Here is an 18,492-nt window from a genome sequence, read left to right as displayed (position 1 = left end):
TTATTTCTCCTTATCGCTTAACTGGATAAAGCAGTCCCCTCCTAAGGGATAGCTCGTGGTTCGAGTCCACGTGGGGAGACCACTTTGGATATTATTTCACATCTGTAGTGTTGAAAGTATAAGAACTTACCCGTCCGCTATTGTCAAACTTGACAACCAAGTCTTTAGTATCTGTTTCACCTATAAGACGATAAGTATAACGGCCATAAGTCCACTGAGTTACACCATCCATCACACCTTGACGCCAAGGCTTTCCAAACATTGCAACAATCTGCTCTTGCGTAGTTTCACCAATTTTTATTTCTTGAACATTTTGAGTCTTAAAATCAGTTCCAATTCTTGCGCAACCTCCAACACTTAAAACAGACGTTGCTATAACAAATATCCAAATCAACCCAATCTTATTAACTATGTTTCTCATACTATAAACTCCTCTTATTTAAAGGAATATCATAACATAACTTTGCGATAATATTTAAAATACTCACTAAAATAAGATTGATTTAAACCTATCCTGATACCATAAAAAGAAGAGGTGATATAAAATGCAAATTAATAAGGCAACATTTGAGTCGGCAAAAAACGTAGCAGCATCATGGCAAGGCGAGATTGACAAAAGCAGACATAGCAGTGAGAAAAAATTTCATGAGACTATGAAAAGAATGCTTAAAAATCCTATGAATAAGATTTTTCTTATTGAGTTACTAGATCAGAGTTTTCGCGCTCATGATTCCAACCGGATTGCAAATCAATTAGAGTACATATTTTCAAAGTACAAAGGTACGGATATTTTTACAGAATTTGAGCAGTTGCTTGTATGGTCGTTTAGACATGTAGGGATTTATTTGCCAGATATCTCTGTCGAACTTTTTATCAAATATCTTCGTAATGATATTAGTGAAATAGTTATAAAAGGCGAAGACTAAGCACTTAATAAACACCTTAACAAACGACGTGAAGAGCATACCAGAGTTAACATAAATATAATCGGTGAGATGGTTCTGGGTGAAGGTGAAGCTGAGGCTAGAATAAAAAAATATATTAATGCATTGAAAAATCCGCATATTGACTATATCTCCATAAAAATTTCTACTATCTTTTCACAAGTAACTCCTGTTGCCCATGATTGGAGTGTCAATGAAATTTCTAGCAGATTAGAGCTTATATACTCAGCAGCGATTCAAAATACATTTCTCAATAAGGGAAAAAAAGAGTACAAATTTGTAAATCTGGATATGGAAGAGTACCGTGATATAAACATAACCATTGATGCTTTTATGAAGACACTCTCAAAAGAAAAGTTTTATTTGCTTGAAGCGGGAATCGTTTTACAAGCATATCTTCCTGACACTCATCAGATTCTTAAAAAACTTGTAATATGGGCAAAAGATAGAGTCAGCAAAGGTGGAGCGCCTATTAAAGTTCGACTGGTTAAAGGTGCAAATCAGGAGATGGAACTCACAGAAGCGAGCCTTCGCAACTGGGAATGTGTTACCTACTTGGATAAAGCGCAGACGGATGCGAACTTTAAAATCTTAATGGATTATATGATAGATAAAGAAGTGGCTCCTTATGTTCACGTCGGCATAGCTTCTCACAATCTTTTTGACCATGCCGTAGCAATGTTGCTTTCGCGTCAAAGAGGAGTTGAGTCTTACTGTAGTGCTGAGATGCTTGAGGGGATGAGTGAGACAGCTTACCATGTGCTTAAGAAAGAGGGTCTGAATGTTATCTTGTATGCGCCCATAGCGACGAAGGAGACATTTACAAACGCCATTGCCTACCTTGTGAGACGCTTTGATGAAAACACGGCAGAGGAGAACTTTTTACGCCACAGTTTTGGGCTACATGTAGACTCTCCCGCATGGAAAACACTTGTAGAGGGCTATGATGCTTCCATAGAAGTTCTTCCACATATCGCACTTACCCCTTTTAGAACTCAAAATAGAAATGATGAAATTTTTATACCTGAGTCAGACCTGCAAAACTATACTTTTAAAAATGAGAGTGATACAGATTTTTCATTACCGCAAAATATAAAATGGGCAGAAGCTATCAGTGATAAATGGAAAAATATCTCACAAAACGGCGGCTTCAATGCGTCCGCTGTTGTCGGCGGAGAAGATGTACTCTCAGAAGAGAAGATAGAAGTAAAAGACAAGTCCCAGTACCACGAAAAAGTTATTGTCGGAACTTATTCAACAGCATCCCAAAGTGACTTACAAAAGGCTGTTCTCATTGCAAAAGCTGATGTTGACGGCTGGGGCAAACTTAGTACAACAGAGGTACAAAAAGTTTTAATGGATGCGGCACATGAGTTTAAAAAAAGCAGGGCTGACCTTATCGGCGTTGCAGCGGCGGAAGTTGGTAAGGTCTTTTCCGAAACTGATGTTGAGGTTTCAGAGGCTATAGATTTTTTAAACTTTTACCCATACAGTGCCAAAAAACTCAAGGCTCTTGATGGAGTGACAGCAGTCGGCAAAGGTGTCGGTCTTGTTGTAAGTCCTTGGAACTTCCCTATTGCTATCCCTGCTGGTGGTATAGCCGCAGCATTGGCAGCAGGTAACACAGTTATAATAAAACCATCTTCTGATGCCGTTCTTTGTGCATACAGACTTTGTCAATGTTTCTGGGACGCTGGTGTGAGCAAAAACACTTTACAGTTTGTTCCATGCAGCGGCGAGGCGGCAGGTGAGCATCTTGTAACAAACAGTGATATAGATTTTGTGATTTTTACAGGTGGAGAGACAACGGCAAAACAGATTATAAAAAGTCGTCCAGATATTCATCTGAGTGCTGAGACGGGGGGGAAAAGATGCGACTATTGTCACCGCATTGGCAGATCGTGACCAGGCAGTTAAAAACGTAGTAGCATCTGCTTTTAATAACTCTGGACAGAAGTGTTCTGCAACCTCACTTCTGGTTCTTGAGCGTGAAGTGTATGAGGATGAGAGCTTTAAAAAGATGCTGGTTGATGCCGCTTCATCCTTACATGTAGGCTCAGTGTGGAAACTCCAAAATCGTGTAGGTTCTTTAGTAAACACTCCCTCAGGCAACCTGAAAAAAGCACTTTCAACTTTAGATGAGGGGGAAGAGTGGGCGCTTGAGCCATCATACGCAGATAATAATCCCTACATGTTAAAGCCATCTATCCGATGGGGAACTAAAAGTGGTGATTTTTGCCATATGAATGAGCTTTTTGGGCCTGTTTTAAGCGTAATGTGTGCAAAAAACCTAGAAGATGCAATCAACATCGTAAACTCTACAGGTTATGGACTTACTTCAGGTTTGGAGAGTTTGGATGAAAGAGAACAGAATATATTTAAAGAAAAATTGCATGCAGGAAATCTATATATAAACCGTATGACAACGGGTGCTATAGTAATTCGTCAACCATTTGGCGGAATGGGAAAATCTGCTATAGGAAGCGGCAAGAAAGCAGGCGGATTTAATTATATATCGCAATTTATGAAGCTACATGTAGAAGATAAAAGCTGTGCAAATTCATATATAAACAAATTAAAACCTCTTTTAAAAGAGGAGAGCAAAATTGCCTACAGCCTTGAAAAAACACTTACTCAAACAACTGATTTTACATATTGGTTGGATACACACTTTACTAAAGAGCATGATTATTCCAATATCAGAGGGGAAAGCAATATTATTCGTTATATTGGTGTAAAAAGTGTTTTATTGCGCTTTGAAGAGAGTGACCTTTTGCATGAGATGCTCTCCTCTATTGCTTGTGCAAAAATGGTAGGAGCTAAAGTTTATGTGTCCATTCCTCAAAATCCTAAAAGTGAAGGCTTGCTTTACCTAAGAGAGAAAAAATCTGTATTGCTTGAAGGGGATGACACTTTTGCAATGGAAGATGAATCTGCAATGGTTAAAGCGATGCAGACAGTACAACGAATCCGCTTTTTACAGCCTCCAACGACCTCTGTTTATAAAGCTGTATCGGATTATGCTCTGTATATAGCAACAGAGCCGTTTATAGAACATGGACGCATTAACTTATGCATTATTTTATTGAGCAAAGCATATCAGATAGTTACCATAGATATGGAAACCTTGGACTTCGCGGTCTCTTAAAACAAGAGGAAAAATAATGGAAACACCAGTAATTATTTCATTTGTAGCGTATCTGGCGATTATGATAGGGATAGGGTTTTACTTTTATTTTAAAACAGATGATTTGAGTGACTTTGTCTTAGGTGGAAGAAGCTTAGGACCTGGAGTTACAGCACTTAGTGCCGGAGCATCAGACATGAGCGGGTGGTTACTTTTAGGACTTCCAGGTATGATGTACACCCAAGGAGTTGTCGGGAGTTGGATAGCCGTTGGCCTCATAATAGGAGCTTATATCAACTGGCACTATGTGGCAAAACCTCTTCGCGTTTATACCCACCATCTTCAAGATGCTATTACAATTCCTGATTATTTTTCAAACCGTTTTAATGACAAAGGTAATTCACTTCGAGTTGTAACGGCTGTTGTTATTTTAATTTTTTATACTCTTTATACATCTTCGGGACTTGTCGGCGGGGCAAAACTTTTTGAAGCCACTTTTCATCTTGAGTATGAAACAGCACTTATGGTTGGAAGTTTTATTATCGTTTCTTACACTTTTTTAGGCGGTTACAATGCTGTAAGCTGGACTGATTTTATTCAGGGAATCCTGATGATGCTAGCTCTTGCAGTTGTACCACTTGTCGTTATTTACGATATCGGCGGTGTTAGTGAGGGACTTAGAATTATAGAGTCAGTTGAGGCTTCAAATCTTGATATTCTAAGCGGAGCGTCAATAATCAGTGTCCTCTCTTTAATGGCTTGGGGACTTGGGTATTTTGGTCAGCCCCATATTCTTGTTCGTTTTATGTCTATCCGCCATGAAGATGACATGAATCGTGCAAAAACAATTGGAATGACTTGGATGATAATCTCAATCATCGGTTCATTGGCAGTAGAATTTTTCGGACTTGCTTATGTTGTGTCACATGGAGTAGATTTAAAAGACAGTGAAAAAATCTTTATTACTCTCTCTCAACTACTTTTTAATCCTTGGATTGCAGGTTTTTTACTTGCAGCAATCTTGGCAGCGATTATGAGTACAGTAGACTCTCAACTTCTCGTTTCATCTTCAGTTCTCACAAGAGATATTTACCATGCTATCTTCAGAAAAGAAGCTAGTGACAAGGAGCTTGTGTGGGTGGGGCGATTCACGGTAATTGCTATTGCACTTATCGCCTGGTGCATCTCTACAGATGAAAACTCTAGTGTCTTAAAACTTGTGGCGTATGCATGGGCAGGGTTTGGTGCGGCATTTGGTCCGCTTGTTATCCTCTCTCTTTATAATCACACTATAACCAAGAATGGAGCTATTGCCGGAATGGTTGTCGGTGCTTTGACTGTCATAATTTACAAACAGCTTGAAGGTGGAATTTTTGATTTATATGAAATTCTTCCCGGTTTTGTCGCTGCATGGATTGCGATACTTGTGTTCAGTAAAATAGGTTCTAAAAATTCTAAAGATGTAGAAGATATATTTAATGAGGTTCAAGAGAGATTGAGAAAGTCGTAAAAGTAGTTTCAAGCGGAACAAAAATTTATTTATTCCGCTTGTCTCTTATTCTTATCATCAGTTGAGTTTTTCTATCTCCAAAATATTCCATGTCAAATAAGTCTAATGCTTTGATGAGGTCACCCATTTTTTTAAATCCATAGTTAACCTGAGAGAAAGAAGAGTTTTTTCTTATGTACATGGACATGTCTTTAACATCTGCCCACCCCTGTTCATCTGCTGTTATTTCAACACCTTGCTTGAGTAAATTAATAAGCTTGTAGTCTTTTTTTATATCATAGTTATTTCCGACATAGTTAGTAATACTGCCATCATTGTGGTTTGTAGTGTTGTTTTCTATAGTTGTCTCATTGTGTAAACCACTTAATTTTTCAACATAAATAAATTGAGAACATGCGTTTACAAAGGGCATAGGAGTTTTCGACTCCCCGTATCCGTAAACTGTTAATCCATCAGATAATATTCTTGTAACAATAGGAGTAAAATCACTATCGCTTGTTATCAAAACTATAGCTTCAAGCTCTTTGGTGTAGAGAATATCCATAATATCAATTATCATAGCTATATCTGTCGCATTTTTCCCTTTTGTGTAAGCAAACTGCTGAATAGGCTTAATGTTGTATTCATGTAAAACATTTTCCCACCCCAAAAGTTTTTTGTCTTTCCAATCTCCGTAAGCTCTTCTAATGTTTACAGTCCCGTATTGTGATAAATCTTCAAATATACTCTCTATATATTTAGAGCTAACATTATCACAGTCTATAAACATTGCAATGTTGTTTTTATGTAGCTTTTTCATTTAATTCCTAATTTAACTCATTTTTTCATAATTATACTAAATGTTTTTACAAGATTTTAAAATATTATTTATCATATTTGTAAAAATAAAATAGTGCACTGGCAAAAGAGCATACCAATAAATTCGACCCCATATGCCTTTTGGATAAAAGTAGGCTGACTGGATAAGTTTATCATCTACTATTTTAAATTCCAGCCAAGCAGAACCAGGTAACTTCATCTGTGCAAACAGTAGTAATCTCTCGTTTTCTTTTATATCTTCAACTCTCCAAAAATCTAAGCAGTCACCTAGTCTTAAATCACAATGATCTCTTCTTCCTCGGCTAAGTCCAACTCCACCAAGTGCTTTATCAATAATGCCTCTTATCTCCCATAAAAAATCATAATCAAACCACCCATTTTTTCCACCAATGGAGGTGATGACTTTAAAGAGTTTTTCTTTATCATAAGAGCTTATGTCTGCCTCTTTTCTATCTACAAAAATTGCATCATTTATTTGCTTTGCATGTGATTGGTCCCAAGTTGTCCCGTCTGTGTCGCTCCATCTGCTTACTACTTGGTTTTGTTCTATCTCCTCAACAGCTTTTTTAACAGCATCTGTATAGCTCATAGGTTCAATTTGCGGATAATACTCTTTTGCATTGTCATTTTGCATAGTCACTTCAGATTTAAGCCCTTCAATAAGTGCTTTTGCAACACTAAATGGTATTGGAGTAAATAGATTAAGCCAGTAAGATGATAAATTAATGCTCATAAATGGAACCGGTAAAAGATACCTTTTTAGTCCAAGAGCTGTTGCAGCTTGGAGCATAATATCTTTATATTTCATTTTTTCAGAGCCGATATCGACGATAAGATTTTTGTCATATTTTAGATACAAAGATGAGACAAGATACTCAAGCACATTATCTACTGCAACAGGTTGGGCATACGTTTCTACCCATCTTGGTGTTATCATAACTGGTAATTTTTCTACAAGATTTCGTATTATTTCAAAACTTGCACTTCCTGAACCTATAATGACTCCGGCTCTTATCCAAATAGTTTGAGTTGTTTTAGATGAGCTTAAAACCTCTCCTGTTTCAAGACGGCTTAGGAGATGCTTGCTTGTTTCACTATTTTTTACACCCAGCCCTCCAAGATATATAACCCGTTTAACTCCAGACTCCGTTGCTGTATCTATAAAGTTTTGTGCGGAGATTTTATCTAGTTCTTTATAATTTTTTTTGTTTAATGAGTGTATGAGATAAAAAGCACAGTCAACACCGTCTAAGGCTTTTTTTAAAGCCTCTTTATCAAAAGTATCGCCTTCAACTATCTCATAGTTTTCGAGTATCTCTTTAGATAAACTATTCTTGTTTCGTACAAACACCCTCAGCTCAATGTCTTTATGTGCTATAAGCAACTTTTTTAGTCGTCTGCCTATATATCCGTTTGCCCCTGTTAGTAATACTTTCATAATTAAGTCCTAAAGTATATTTATAACCATTATAAGTTTTTTCTACTTAAATATGATAAAGTTATTATTCCGTTAAAATGAGAGGCCACATGTTTAAAAGTTTATTAATTTTTATTTTTCTGATAATTTGGACAGCTATTGCTGATACAGCTACATGTATAGTTTTTGCAATTTATGTCGTAGGGATAACTACACTCCTTACTATCGCACTATCCGAAACAAAGATTATTAACAAGTATGCCATAGCAGAGAGATTATTTCATAACACAACATCTTTATTTCATATAGTTAAAAGTGCATGGTTCACTTTATTGCTGTCATCATTCATAGCTCTTGGTGCATCAACAATTTTATTAATTCAAAGTATTTATATAAACCCAGTTATTTTAGCCATTTTAGGTGCTGATATTGTAGTAATATGGATAATCCATAATAAGATAAGAGATAGGCTCCTCTTAACTGTTAAATCTCCATTTCTTAGTGCTGTGGTTCGTAGATGGACCGCATGGATAAATACTGCACTTCTTGTTATAGTTTTCGTAATATATCAATTTTTTACAACCCCCACAGCTGAAGTACAAGTGATTAATTGTAAGTTTTTGGATTTTTTATCATCTACTTTAAGATACAAAGAACTTATAGAATGGAAACTAATCAGTTCATCAATGGATAGCTTGGATAACAATACTAGTTTCTTCGGTTGGATGTTTTATCTATTTATCTCACAGGGTATCTTTGCATGGGCATACTCAAAATTATTATTGAGTGTAGATATTCCTAAGTCTATAATCAAGACAGATGACAATCTGCAAATTAAAAACTATTTTTTTATAGGTTTTATAGGGGCTATTTTACTCCTTTTTGTCTCAACATTAATTATTAATCATCTATACGAAAAACAACATATTCAAAAAATGCAAAAACTTGTTAAAAAGACTTATGTTGAAATCGAGTCCACCCTTAATAAACAGTTGAAATCCAATGAACAAAAGATACTTGATGAAATTGATAAAATTATAGATAATCAAATAGATACTGCTTTTGCTCCGGTCTATGATGCAATACCGAGTTTATCGAGTTATTACTACTCCGTAAAAGGTGAATACACAAGAATAGCTTTAAAAGGTCATGACCTCTATTGTGGATATAAAAATGGTACATTAGTTCCCTACTATAATCAATTCTTGCCAAATGGGTATAAACTAAAAAAATGTAATGATAAAATGCTAGATGATGAGATACAAGCAAGAATAAATAGATACTTATTTATTGAGAGTAGTTTTGACATGCATATTAACAGAGCCTCAATAAATGTAAACAAGGCTATAGTGAATAATATTAGTTATTTGAGAGATGAAATGAAGAGCAGTATTGAGTCTCTTGAAAATAGTGAAAATATCTCAAATAATGAACAAACTCAACAACAATTACAGAATATAAATTCTAAATTTGATGAGATATTTGAAGCCTCATCAAGAGATGTAGCAAAAAAAACTTTAAGCGGAACAGGTGCAGTTTTACTGACAAGTTCTATTTCTAAAACAGTAATGTCAAAAATGCTTTTAAAATTTGGTGCAAATGGCGCTGGCAAAGCAGCAAGTTTTGCGGCTGGTTCTGCTACTGGCTTAACAGTCTGTGCCCCAAGTGGTCCATGGGCATTACTTTGTGGCGTTGTCACAGGCGCAGTAAGTTGGGTAGGCGTAGATGCTGCCATGACAGAAATCGATCAGGCATTTAATGAAAATGATTTTCAATCGAGTGTTAGAAAAATGATAGATTCTGAAAAGAACACCTTAAAAACTTTAATGAAGGCTTCATATAATAAATGGATACTAGATGTTTTTAAAGAGCTCGAAGATAGCTCAAATAATTTAAAATCACCCCATGAACAATTACAAAAAAATAATTCATAATTTCTCGATTAACTCCATTCAGGTTTGTACTTGGTAGGCGTTTTTTGTATAGTTTTAATGTAATAATAATACTCATTCGACGAAATGGAAACAATATAGGCGATAAAACTTGCTATACTATAGACTATAACACTACGATTTATCAAATATTAAAAATAGGATTACTAATGGCAAAAACAAACTACAGTTATGAAAAACGAGCTCGTGAGCTGGAAAAAGAGAAGAAAAAAGAAGAAAAGCGTAAGAAAAAATTAGCACAAAATAGTGATGAAACACAAGAAGAAGATACACCTACAGCTTCAAATACGTCCAATAATCATGAAACATAATCTATACTAAGCGTATTTTAAATCAACTTTTTTAGTTGTTGATTTTAAATTATTATCTTTTCTCTCTTACATACTTTTTGTAAAATTTAATTCTTTAATCTCATTATTGTTTAAGAGACCTTGATTTATAAGTTCTTTTATAACAACCTCCGTCATATCGCTCTTAAACAAAAACTCATAACGGATGTCCATTACATAAGCTTTTAGTTTCATCTCTAAAAAAATTTTATGTTCGTTGATTTCATTTGTAAAAAGTACCGTAATCGGTTTGTTAAGATAAATATATTTTGAAACTTGTGCCGCTTCGATGGCAGTTTTACGGACTTTTTGCATATCCGCATCAACAGGAAGTGCTATTTTGGCGACTACTTGGCAATAGAGCTCACCGGAGTTACTATTAGAAATACGAGAGTTCATAAGCTCCATGTTAGGAATTATGACAATTGAATCATCAGGAGTTACAATACGAGTTGTTTGAAGGTTGATTGTTATTACTTCACCATAATTATCTCCCACTTTTATCTTGTCTCCCACTTTAAACGGGCGATCAAAAAGAAGCATAATCCCGCCAAATATATTTTTTAACAAATCTTGTGTAGCAAAACCTATGGCTATGGCCACTGATGCCATAGCAGTCATTAACATCTCTATAGGTGGATTATATATAACTTTTATGACAATAGTTATAACGGCTATCCAAAGCCCGATTCGGAGTATTGGGACAACCCCTTTTATGCTTATTCTAAGACGAGAACTTTTTTCTGCAAAAAACTCAATTATCTTTGTAAGTAGAGTTATAAAAATGTAACTTATTATAAGAAAGAGAATAGTCCAAAAAATTTTAGAAAAGGAAATGATTTCAATAAAGTTCACTGGATGAACGTCTATCGCATAACAAACCTGGGTAAAAATAACTAGAAAAAATATTATAAATTTCATTATGTCGCTCCTATTTAGTGAATAAAATTTTTTGATGATAGAAAATCATACACCGATTTATAGATTGCAGGATTTATATTGTACTTATTATGTGGTTGAATAAGTAGCCCTTTTTCAAGCATAGGCATAAGTATCTTGCGGGACTCGGATATAGATTCATGCATGATGATGGCAAAATCGTTTATCGTCAATCCGTCATGTAAAATTAGTGCTTGGAGAGTAAATAGTGCCTCCTCGGAGATGTTTTTAATAAAAGAGTGATCAAAATCATCAATCTCTTTAATATTTAAAGTTTTCTCATTGTTTATGCTTATTGAACGAATCCAGTAAAGTTGAGCAAGAGAAATATTTCCATTTGAAAGCTTATGGAGAAGTTTAAAAAATTTTTCTTCCAAAAAAAGCTGTTTTTTATCATTATCTAAACTTTGAAAAGTTTTACTCTCCAAAGTATCCTCATTGGGGATAAATTTGATTTTACTAGATTTATAATCAATTCGTTTAAATATAATCTCTTTGATAGTTTCATAACTTAACTCTTGCATTACTATTTCGCTGGTAAAATAGTTTGAAATTGAGATGGTTTTATCAAGATAGTTCCATGTCTGCTGTGTAAATACTCCTATCCAAAAAATATTTTTAGTAGTATATGAGATAACCTCAAAGAGCATCTCCATACTCTCAAAGCCGCCTACTTTTTTTAAATACATGTGATGAAGATTTTCTATAATGATAATTTTTCTATCTTTAATATTATTTAAAAAGTCTATCAACTCTTTATTGCTTTTAATGCCATCTGTTTTTAGCAAGGAGTTAAAAAATTCAAAGTATTTGTCGCTGGTATAAATTTTTTCATGCAAATCTACTCTAATTGTATCTGTTTGAGGGATTTTCTTTAAAAATGAGTTTAATATAGAGGTGACACCGCACCCTTTTTCACCGATTATCGTACATGTGACAAAGCGATTTTTTGTCCAGTTTTCAAACGAGTCTTCAAGTTTTTTCATCTCTATTTCTCTATTTACAAAAAAAGCTTCTTCTGCTGGTTTAAGTTCATAAAGGTTTTCATACTCTTCAGGTAAATTTTCAAGAGCAGAGTCAATTTCCTGCATAAACTCCGAAAGCTCAAAAGATACTTGTGTCTTTTCATCAATAATTCCTATCAGCTTTTTTAATTTACTGATTTTATCTTTTATATAGGATAAAAAATTTTTATTTTTTGAATCAGCAGATTTATCACTATTCATATAGTTAGCCTTTTACGTCAATCTTGGTATATTTTATCATATTTCTAATTTTGGTTTAGCATGGTGTTTGTTCTTATTGGCGGCAAACTAATATTAAAGTGTATTTCAAGTATAGAGCTCGGTGTGTTTTGTGTCTACTTGTAAATAGTTCAAAAGACTAAAATAGCTTTGAGGTTTAGTGTTGTAAGGGTTAAGGAGTGTTTTGATTGTTTGTGATTATTAAAGTGGTGGACCCTCAGAGATTCGAACTCTAAAACTATAGATATCTTAATGATTCCTATTGATTGCTTTTAAGCCCTATAATAGGTATAATAGTAGACTTATTTGTTCCGATTTATTCCTCTCAATATCTTCAAAAATGAGACCTAAACACGAGACCTAATGAGACCCAAGACGAGACCCAATGAAAACTTAAAGGTTTATACATGGCAATAGATAAAAAATCTTATAATAAAACTAATGATGCTGGTATTAAAATCCATAATGATGGAGTTAGGTTTTGGTTTGATTTTTCTGTAGAGGGAAAACGATATAGTCGATTATGGAGTAGTAGTAAATCTCATTCTCCTAAAGACCGATTAAAAACAGCAAGAAGAGAACTTGATAGAATCAAAGATGAAATTATTCATGATAATACTCTCTCGGCAGATGTTAATGCAACAGTAAGAGATTATTGGGAAAAAGTGAAAATTGTAAAAGGGTGGAATGATATTCTTATCCGTAATTACGATTACTATTTTGAAAAGCATTTATTAAAACTTGCGAAACTAAAACTACGAGATGTTAAAGCTGCTCAGTTTACCTCTTTAAATGTATCGCTAAAGGATTTCGCACCAGCAACAAGAAAAAAAGCATATGAAATTTTAAAACCACTATTTGATTTAGCGGTTGAAGATGACTTAATCGTTAAGAGTCCTATTAAAAAAAGTCATATACCTGTTCGCAAGCAACTTGAAGAAAAAAAGATTGTTACAGATGCTGTAAACAAATATAAGAAAATACATGAGACTATACATCAATTATTTGGCTCAGATGATCTCGTAGTTATTAGTGATACGAAGAGCATACAATGTAATGAGAATCCACATCATAGAGCATTATTTTTGTTCGGATTTTATGGGCGTAGATTACAAGAGGTTTTAACTTTACAATGGGAAGATATAAACTTTGAGACTAATGAGTACTTAGTACGAGGAAGTAACTCAAAAGTAAATACCGATATGACATTTGCTTTAGCAAGAGATGTCAGAGATGCACTACTTGAGTTTGTGGACACGAGAGGAGATGTTTTTATGATTAAGCATACTAAAGACCATTACCCTAAAATAAGATTTATATCAGGAATAGAAGAATTCACTTTTCACTGGATGAGAAATTTATCTGTGAGTGCATTAAGTGCGATGGGTGCGAGTCTTGGAGACTTAACAGCACTACTTGGACATAATGATAGTTCAACACTTAAAAAGTATTTATCATTACAAAGAGAGACTGCTACAAGAAATACAAATGACATATCAGCAAAATTATTAGGTACTAAGTAACAAATAATTCAATTATTGACATAAGCGTATAAATTCAGTATAATTAATTAATAATACTGAATATTAAAGGAGCAGAAGATGACACAACCCATTACGACTAGAGTACAATCTAAAATATCATCCCTATCTAATGGTGTTGTCTTTGCTTCTAATAGTTTTAGATTTCTAGATGCTAATCAAAATAGTGTTGAGAAAGAATTAAGTAAGTTAAATGCTGATGGTGTGATTAAACGATTTAGAAAAGGGATATATTACAAGCCACAGAAGAGTTCCCTCTTTGGAGATGTATTACCTAACCCCTCTGCTATCGCACAAGCTATCGCTAAACTAAATGATGCTCACATAGTTCCAGATGGTTCGATGGCTTTAAATATGTTGGGTTTATCAGATCAAGTACCTATGAAGTATATATATCTCAATGATAAACTACATAAAAGTGAGTTTGTTGGAAATACCGAGATAGTATTTAAAAGAATAAATGCTAAAAAACTAACTACATCTAATAAAAGAGTAGGTCTTGTTTTAAGCGCAATTGACTACCTCGGTAAAGATGCTTTTGATGATAAGGACTTAGTAAAAGACTTTGCCAGTAAACTAAAGGTTTCAGATGTCAAGGATTTAGATATGGCTTCGAGATACTATCCATTGTGGGTAAAAACTAGAGTGAGTGAGATTATAAATGAAATACATTAAAGAGTTTTTTACACTACCATTAGAGGAACAGCAAGCTGCTTTAAGTCATGTTGCAACACAGAAGGGTTTACCCCTTATTGTAGTTGAAAAAGATTTATGGGTAACGATTTTATTGCATATTTTATTCGGAGAAAATGGTTCAGAAGGAATCTTGTTTAAGGGAGGTACTTCTTTATCTAAAGGATTTGATTTAATAGATAGATTTTCTGAAGATATAGATGTTACATACTCTATTGACACATTAAAACAACACTATGGCGAGTTTGAAAACCCTTGGAATTATTTTGATGATGAGAGTAACTGGTCTAATAAGAAATTAGAAAGAGAGCTTTTAAATATCAAGAACCTAGGTCAAAAATATACTGATGATATTTTATTGCGTATTGTTGAGGACGAACTAAGCAAAATTACTAACTTGCCTTTTGACATAGTGTCAGAAGGTGAGATGACACTCTTTATCCATTACCCAAAATTATTAGAAGATATGGAGTACGGGGAGAGTTATGTTCAGCCTGTAATAAAAGTAGAAGCAGGAGTAAGGTCGGCGAGAGTACCAACTATTACAAGAAGTATAGATAGTTTTTTTGAGCAAGTTTTAGAGAAGAGTGATCCTATAGAAGTTGAAATACTTCGTCCTGATAGAACCTTCTGGGAGAAAGCTACAATTTTACATGCTGAAAACTCTAGAAATGAGCCGTCAAGGATAGAGAAGAGAAATCACATGAGCCGACATATCTATGATTTAGTAAAACTATACAATAGTGAATATGGGATAATGGCTATCAATAACCTGGAATTATTAGCTGATGTAGTCAAACACAAATCTACTTTTTATAAAGATAATAGAGCTGATTATTCAAATGCCACACCCGAAAATATAAAGATAGTTCCAACAAATGAGTTAAATCATAATTTCAAAGTAGATTATGAAGATATGGCTAAAAGTATGATAATTGGTAGTCCACCAACTTATGAAGAGCTACTAAAAATTCTTCATAAAATAGAAGAAGCTATTTAATAAGTTTTTACTTAATTTTTAAGAAAATATCCCGTATCATAAAATCCAAATAATCCTTCTGGGGAAATTTCCTCAATTTTTCCCCTCTATAAAATTTCAACTACTTTTCTATACTTACACTGTTAGGAAAATAAAAGAAACGCGTTTAAACACTTTTATTTCCGGCACTTATAAAAATTGCAATTTTTAAATTCAAAAAAAGGACTTAGTATGTCTAAGAATTTAGAAGATACTGATAAAGAAGAGAAACTCAAAAATGAATGGTTATCCCCTATGGGATTATCAATAGAGTATGGTTTTAGTAAATCTACTCAAGCAAAAATGAGGATGGCTAGTACTAGCTCAACAATACCATTTAGTAAGGTAAGTGGCTATGTTAGGTATAAAAGGAAAGCCATAAATGAATGGCTTGAAGAGCATCAAATTCAGGGTACTCAATATACAAAGGATAACTTATGAGTTTTGTAGAGTCACAAAAAAAGATTTTAGAATCAATAGGTCTTCAGGTAGAAGAGAACAATTTAATTACAGACACTAAAAATATTATAAAGACCTCGGTACAATGTAATCAAAAATCATTCTTTCTAAATAGTGGTCATATACCACTAAGAAATGAGTTCTTATTATTAAATCTTACTAGTAAGAAGAAAGATTGTAGTGCTCACTTGATTAAAAAGCATATTTCAGCAGTTCTTTCATCAAAAATAGATGTAGTGTTTTCGTATTTGATAAAATTTGCTTCTAACCCAGAGCTGCATAACGAGAATAATCAAGAGTTAAATCAACTTGTACTCAGCTTACATGAAATTGATAACTCAAGTGCAGAAGATATTGTGAATCAAAATATGACGGAGACATGGTCTAAGTTGTATGGCGTTATTAAAAATAAAGCAAGCCAAGATATTTTGATAAAAATGGATGCAGAACTTAAGCATACTATAGTTGATGATAGTAAGACTATCGAATCTTATAACAACATATATAATGTTAAAAATGAAGAGGTAGACTATATACGGATGGATCTATTTACAGAAGTTTCATTTCCATTGTATAGGTTGTTAAAAGTAGTAAACGATAATAAATTGCTTGGAGTGACGTTATCTAAAAAAGAGATAGAAATTCTAAAAACTATCTATAGATTTATATTTGAAGGTATTGATAAAACAAATAGCTTTAGATTTCCAAAGAAAACATTGTGGAAGGATAATAGAACTAAAAATCATAAGCCTATAATTGTTAATAGTACACCAGTAGCACATCCTATAATGCTAATGAAAACATTTGTTAAATTAGCAAATAAAATTGATTGCCTACTGGATAAGCTATCGGTTGTAGATGAGTCTATTAAACAAGAAATGTTCAATCTAGCTATTACTGAAGAGATGCTTGATAAGTTTGAAAAAGACAATATGCTCTCTCTTGATTTTGAGCATAGTTCAAATTTAACAAATGAGATTAGACGTGCTAAAGCTATAGATATTGAAGTAATAAATAAGAACTTGAATGATAAAAGTAGTCCAATTAAAGTTGTTCCATTAGATATGGACACAGCAGCAACTAAAGAAGTGAAAGGGAAGGGAAGGAGACCTAGAAAGGCAAATTTTATATCTATGATACAACCTTCTATCTTAAGCTCTATAAGGTCTAATCTTAGTAGTCTAACTTTGGATCCAACAGATAGTAACTTTGATATATTGATTCCACCGGAAGAGTTATTAAAACATACTCATGTCTCAGGAGCTTCTGGCGTCGGTAAAACAGAGCTAGTTAAATCATTAGTAAATTCTAAAATAAAAAAGGGAGATAGCAGTGTAGTGGTCTTTGACCCTCATGGAGATTTTGCTTTAGAGATAGCCAAAGGAATTCAAGATAAAAAGAGATTAATTTTAATTAACCCCTTTATGCATAAAGATAAAATACCAACTATTGATCCATTTAAAACTACAACTAAAGATGAAGAATTGATAGCTCTTAAGTCTCAAGAATTGTTAAGTGCTTTTGAAATTGGACTTGGAATAGAATGGTCAATCAATATGACAGCAGTTTTGATCCCTTGTATCTCAACTATACTTAGAGAAGATCACTTGGGTATCTTTGATTTACAAAGATTTATGGATCCTAATAATAATGCGGACCTTATAAAATTAGGTAAAAAGAGTCCTGTTAAAGGACATAGGATTTTCTTTAAATCTTCGTTTAATATGGATAAATATGAAGTTACTAAAGATGCTATCGGAACTAAATTACAGGTTTTTTTAAATGATGAAAAATTTGCTAATCTTATCAGCGGAGAAAATAAGATTGATGTAGAAAAAGAGATAAACACTCCTGGTCAAATACTTATTTTTCAAACTTCAAAAGCTAAGATGAAAAATACGATGAGTTTATATAACAGATTAATGATGGCGACGATTCAAGGAATTATACTCAAGAGAGAAAAATTATCTCCGCACTTAAGACCTCAAACATTTTTATATCTTGATGAATTCCAGCACTATATTGGTGTAACAATTGAAGAGATACTTACAGATAGTAGAAAGTATGGATGTTCTGTAACCTTAATCCACCAGTCAATATCTCAACTTGATAGTAAATTAAAAAGTATCATCCTTAGTTGTACGAATATTAAGCTTATTGGGAAAAATTCTTATGAAAATCTTAGAATATTGAGTAAAGAGATTCAAGTAGATGTTAAGGAGATGGAGAACCTTAATGTAGGTGAATTTTTCTTAAAAGTTGGCTCAATACCAGCTGTAAAAATAATGCATACAACGAAGTTTCTAGGTAACAAAAATGCTATAAGTTCTAAGAAGTGGAAGAAGCATTTAAAGTATCTCACTAAGCACTATTATAGACCAATTGAAGATGAAAGTTTACAGACAATGAATAATGCCGAGTTTAAACAAACACTTGAAACTGAAGTTCTAGTAGATGAAAGCTCCTTAGTTCCATTTATAGATGAATTTTAAGGAGGATG

General features: G+C 33.6%; 16 protein-coding genes, 1 tRNA gene and 1 pseudogene. 13 read left to right on the top strand and 5 right to left on the bottom strand.

From position 1 onward, the window contains the following. Nucleotides 1-6 precede the first annotated feature (6 nt). Nucleotides 7-82, top strand: a tRNA-Arg gene (locus HUE88_RS12990). 9 nt (nt 83-91) lie between these two features. Here the strand turns inward: HUE88_RS12990 and bamE are convergent. Beyond that, nucleotides 92-421, bottom strand: a complete 330-nt coding sequence (gene bamE / locus HUE88_RS12985) for an outer membrane protein assembly factor BamE domain-containing protein (protein WP_194369616.1) — start codon at nt 419-421, stop codon at nt 92-94. A gap of 124 nt (nt 422-545) precedes the next feature. On the opposite strand from bamE, the gene HUE88_RS13925 reads away from it, so the two are divergent. From HUE88_RS13925 to putP, 5 genes and pseudogenes are all read left to right on the top strand, one after another. Then, the gene (locus tag HUE88_RS13925; protein ID WP_229860095.1) at nt 546-926 is read left to right on the top strand and encodes a hypothetical protein; all 381 of its coding nucleotides are present in this window, start codon (nt 546-548) and stop codon (nt 924-926) included. A gap of 21 nt (nt 927-947) precedes the next feature. Next, a pseudogene (locus tag HUE88_RS14050) lies at nt 948-1,823 on the top strand (proline dehydrogenase family protein); the annotation flags it as partial. A gap of 75 nt (nt 1,824-1,898) precedes the next feature. Continuing rightward, nucleotides 1,899-2,849, top strand: a complete 951-nt coding sequence (locus HUE88_RS14045; protein ID WP_268245937.1) for an aldehyde dehydrogenase family protein — start codon at nt 1,899-1,901, stop codon at nt 2,847-2,849. Further along, nucleotides 2,836-4,092, top strand: coding sequence for an aldehyde dehydrogenase family protein (locus tag HUE88_RS13915; protein ID WP_229860093.1), 1,257 nt, complete (start codon nt 2,836-2,838; stop codon nt 4,090-4,092). Before HUE88_RS14045 ends, HUE88_RS13915 begins: the two co-directional genes overlap by 14 nt. A 16-nt stretch (nt 4,093-4,108) precedes the next feature. After that, a complete protein-coding gene (gene putP / locus HUE88_RS12975; RefSeq protein WP_194369614.1) occupies nt 4,109-5,581 on the top strand; it encodes a sodium/proline symporter PutP in 1,473 nt (490 codons plus the stop codon). A gap of 25 nt (nt 5,582-5,606) precedes the next feature. On the opposite strand, the gene HUE88_RS12970 is transcribed toward putP, so the two are convergent. Further along, nucleotides 5,607-6,380 carry an NYN domain-containing protein gene (locus HUE88_RS12970; RefSeq protein ID WP_194369612.1) on the bottom strand — a complete coding sequence of 258 codons (774 nt, stop codon included), beginning with the start codon at nt 6,378-6,380 and terminating at the stop codon, nt 5,607-5,609. Between the two features lie 36 nt (nt 6,381-6,416). Next, nucleotides 6,417-7,838: an SDR family oxidoreductase gene (locus HUE88_RS12965; protein ID WP_194369610.1), complete on the bottom strand. Its 1,422-nt coding sequence runs from the start codon at nt 7,836-7,838 to the stop codon at nt 6,417-6,419. 89 nt (nt 7,839-7,927) lie between these two features. Here HUE88_RS12965 and HUE88_RS12960 point away from each other — a divergent pair, with 89 nt between their 5' ends. Together HUE88_RS12960 and HUE88_RS12955 are read left to right on the top strand one after the other, a co-directional pair. Further along, on the top strand, nt 7,928-9,751 hold the full coding sequence (locus HUE88_RS12960) for a hypothetical protein (protein ID WP_229860092.1): 1,824 nt from the start codon (nt 7,928-7,930) through the stop codon (nt 9,749-9,751). 167 nt (nt 9,752-9,918) lie between these two features. Next, on the top strand, nt 9,919-10,080 hold the full coding sequence (locus HUE88_RS12955; protein WP_194369608.1) for a hypothetical protein: 162 nt from the start codon (nt 9,919-9,921) through the stop codon (nt 10,078-10,080). Nucleotides 10,081-10,146: 66 nt separating this feature from the next. On the opposite strand, the gene HUE88_RS12950 is transcribed toward HUE88_RS12955, so the two are convergent. Both HUE88_RS12950 and HUE88_RS12945 read right to left on the bottom strand, forming a co-directional pair. Beyond that, the gene (locus tag HUE88_RS12950) at nt 10,147-11,019 is read right to left on the bottom strand and encodes a mechanosensitive ion channel family protein (protein WP_194369606.1); all 873 of its coding nucleotides are present in this window, start codon (nt 11,017-11,019) and stop codon (nt 10,147-10,149) included. Nucleotides 11,020-11,033: 14 nt separating this feature from the next. Beyond that, nucleotides 11,034-12,263 (bottom strand): P-loop NTPase family protein, encoded by a 1,230-nt coding sequence (locus HUE88_RS12945; protein ID WP_194369604.1) that lies wholly within the window; start codon nt 12,261-12,263, stop codon nt 11,034-11,036. Between the two features lie 425 nt (nt 12,264-12,688). Between HUE88_RS12945 and HUE88_RS12940 the strand changes: the two genes are divergently transcribed. From HUE88_RS12940 to HUE88_RS12920, 5 genes are all read left to right on the top strand, one after another. Beyond that, on the top strand, nt 12,689-13,804 hold the full coding sequence (locus HUE88_RS12940) for a tyrosine-type recombinase/integrase (protein ID WP_194369603.1): 1,116 nt from the start codon (nt 12,689-12,691) through the stop codon (nt 13,802-13,804). Between the two features lie 78 nt (nt 13,805-13,882). Continuing rightward, entirely contained in the window at nt 13,883-14,497 is a 615-nt protein-coding gene (locus HUE88_RS12935; protein WP_194369601.1) for a DUF6088 family protein, read from the top strand. Beyond that, entirely contained in the window at nt 14,484-15,515 is a 1,032-nt protein-coding gene (locus HUE88_RS12930) for a nucleotidyl transferase AbiEii/AbiGii toxin family protein (protein ID WP_194369599.1), read from the top strand. The genes HUE88_RS12935 and HUE88_RS12930 overlap by 14 nt, the downstream gene beginning before the upstream one ends. A gap of 210 nt (nt 15,516-15,725) precedes the next feature. Then, nucleotides 15,726-15,974, top strand: a complete 249-nt coding sequence (locus HUE88_RS12925) for a hypothetical protein (RefSeq protein WP_194369597.1) — start codon at nt 15,726-15,728, stop codon at nt 15,972-15,974. Next, nucleotides 15,971-18,484, top strand: coding sequence for a type IV secretory system conjugative DNA transfer family protein (locus HUE88_RS12920; protein WP_194369595.1), 2,514 nt, complete (start codon nt 15,971-15,973; stop codon nt 18,482-18,484). Before HUE88_RS12925 ends, HUE88_RS12920 begins: the two co-directional genes overlap by 4 nt. The last annotated feature ends 8 nt before the right edge of the window (nt 18,485-18,492 follow it).

This window comes from Candidatus Sulfurimonas baltica (assembly GCF_015265455.1).
Lineage (GTDB): Bacteria > Campylobacterota > Campylobacteria > Campylobacterales > Sulfurimonadaceae > Sulfurimonas > Sulfurimonas baltica.
The sequence above is the reverse complement of the archived record's forward strand: the minus strand, read 5'-3'. Positions and strand labels throughout refer to the sequence as shown.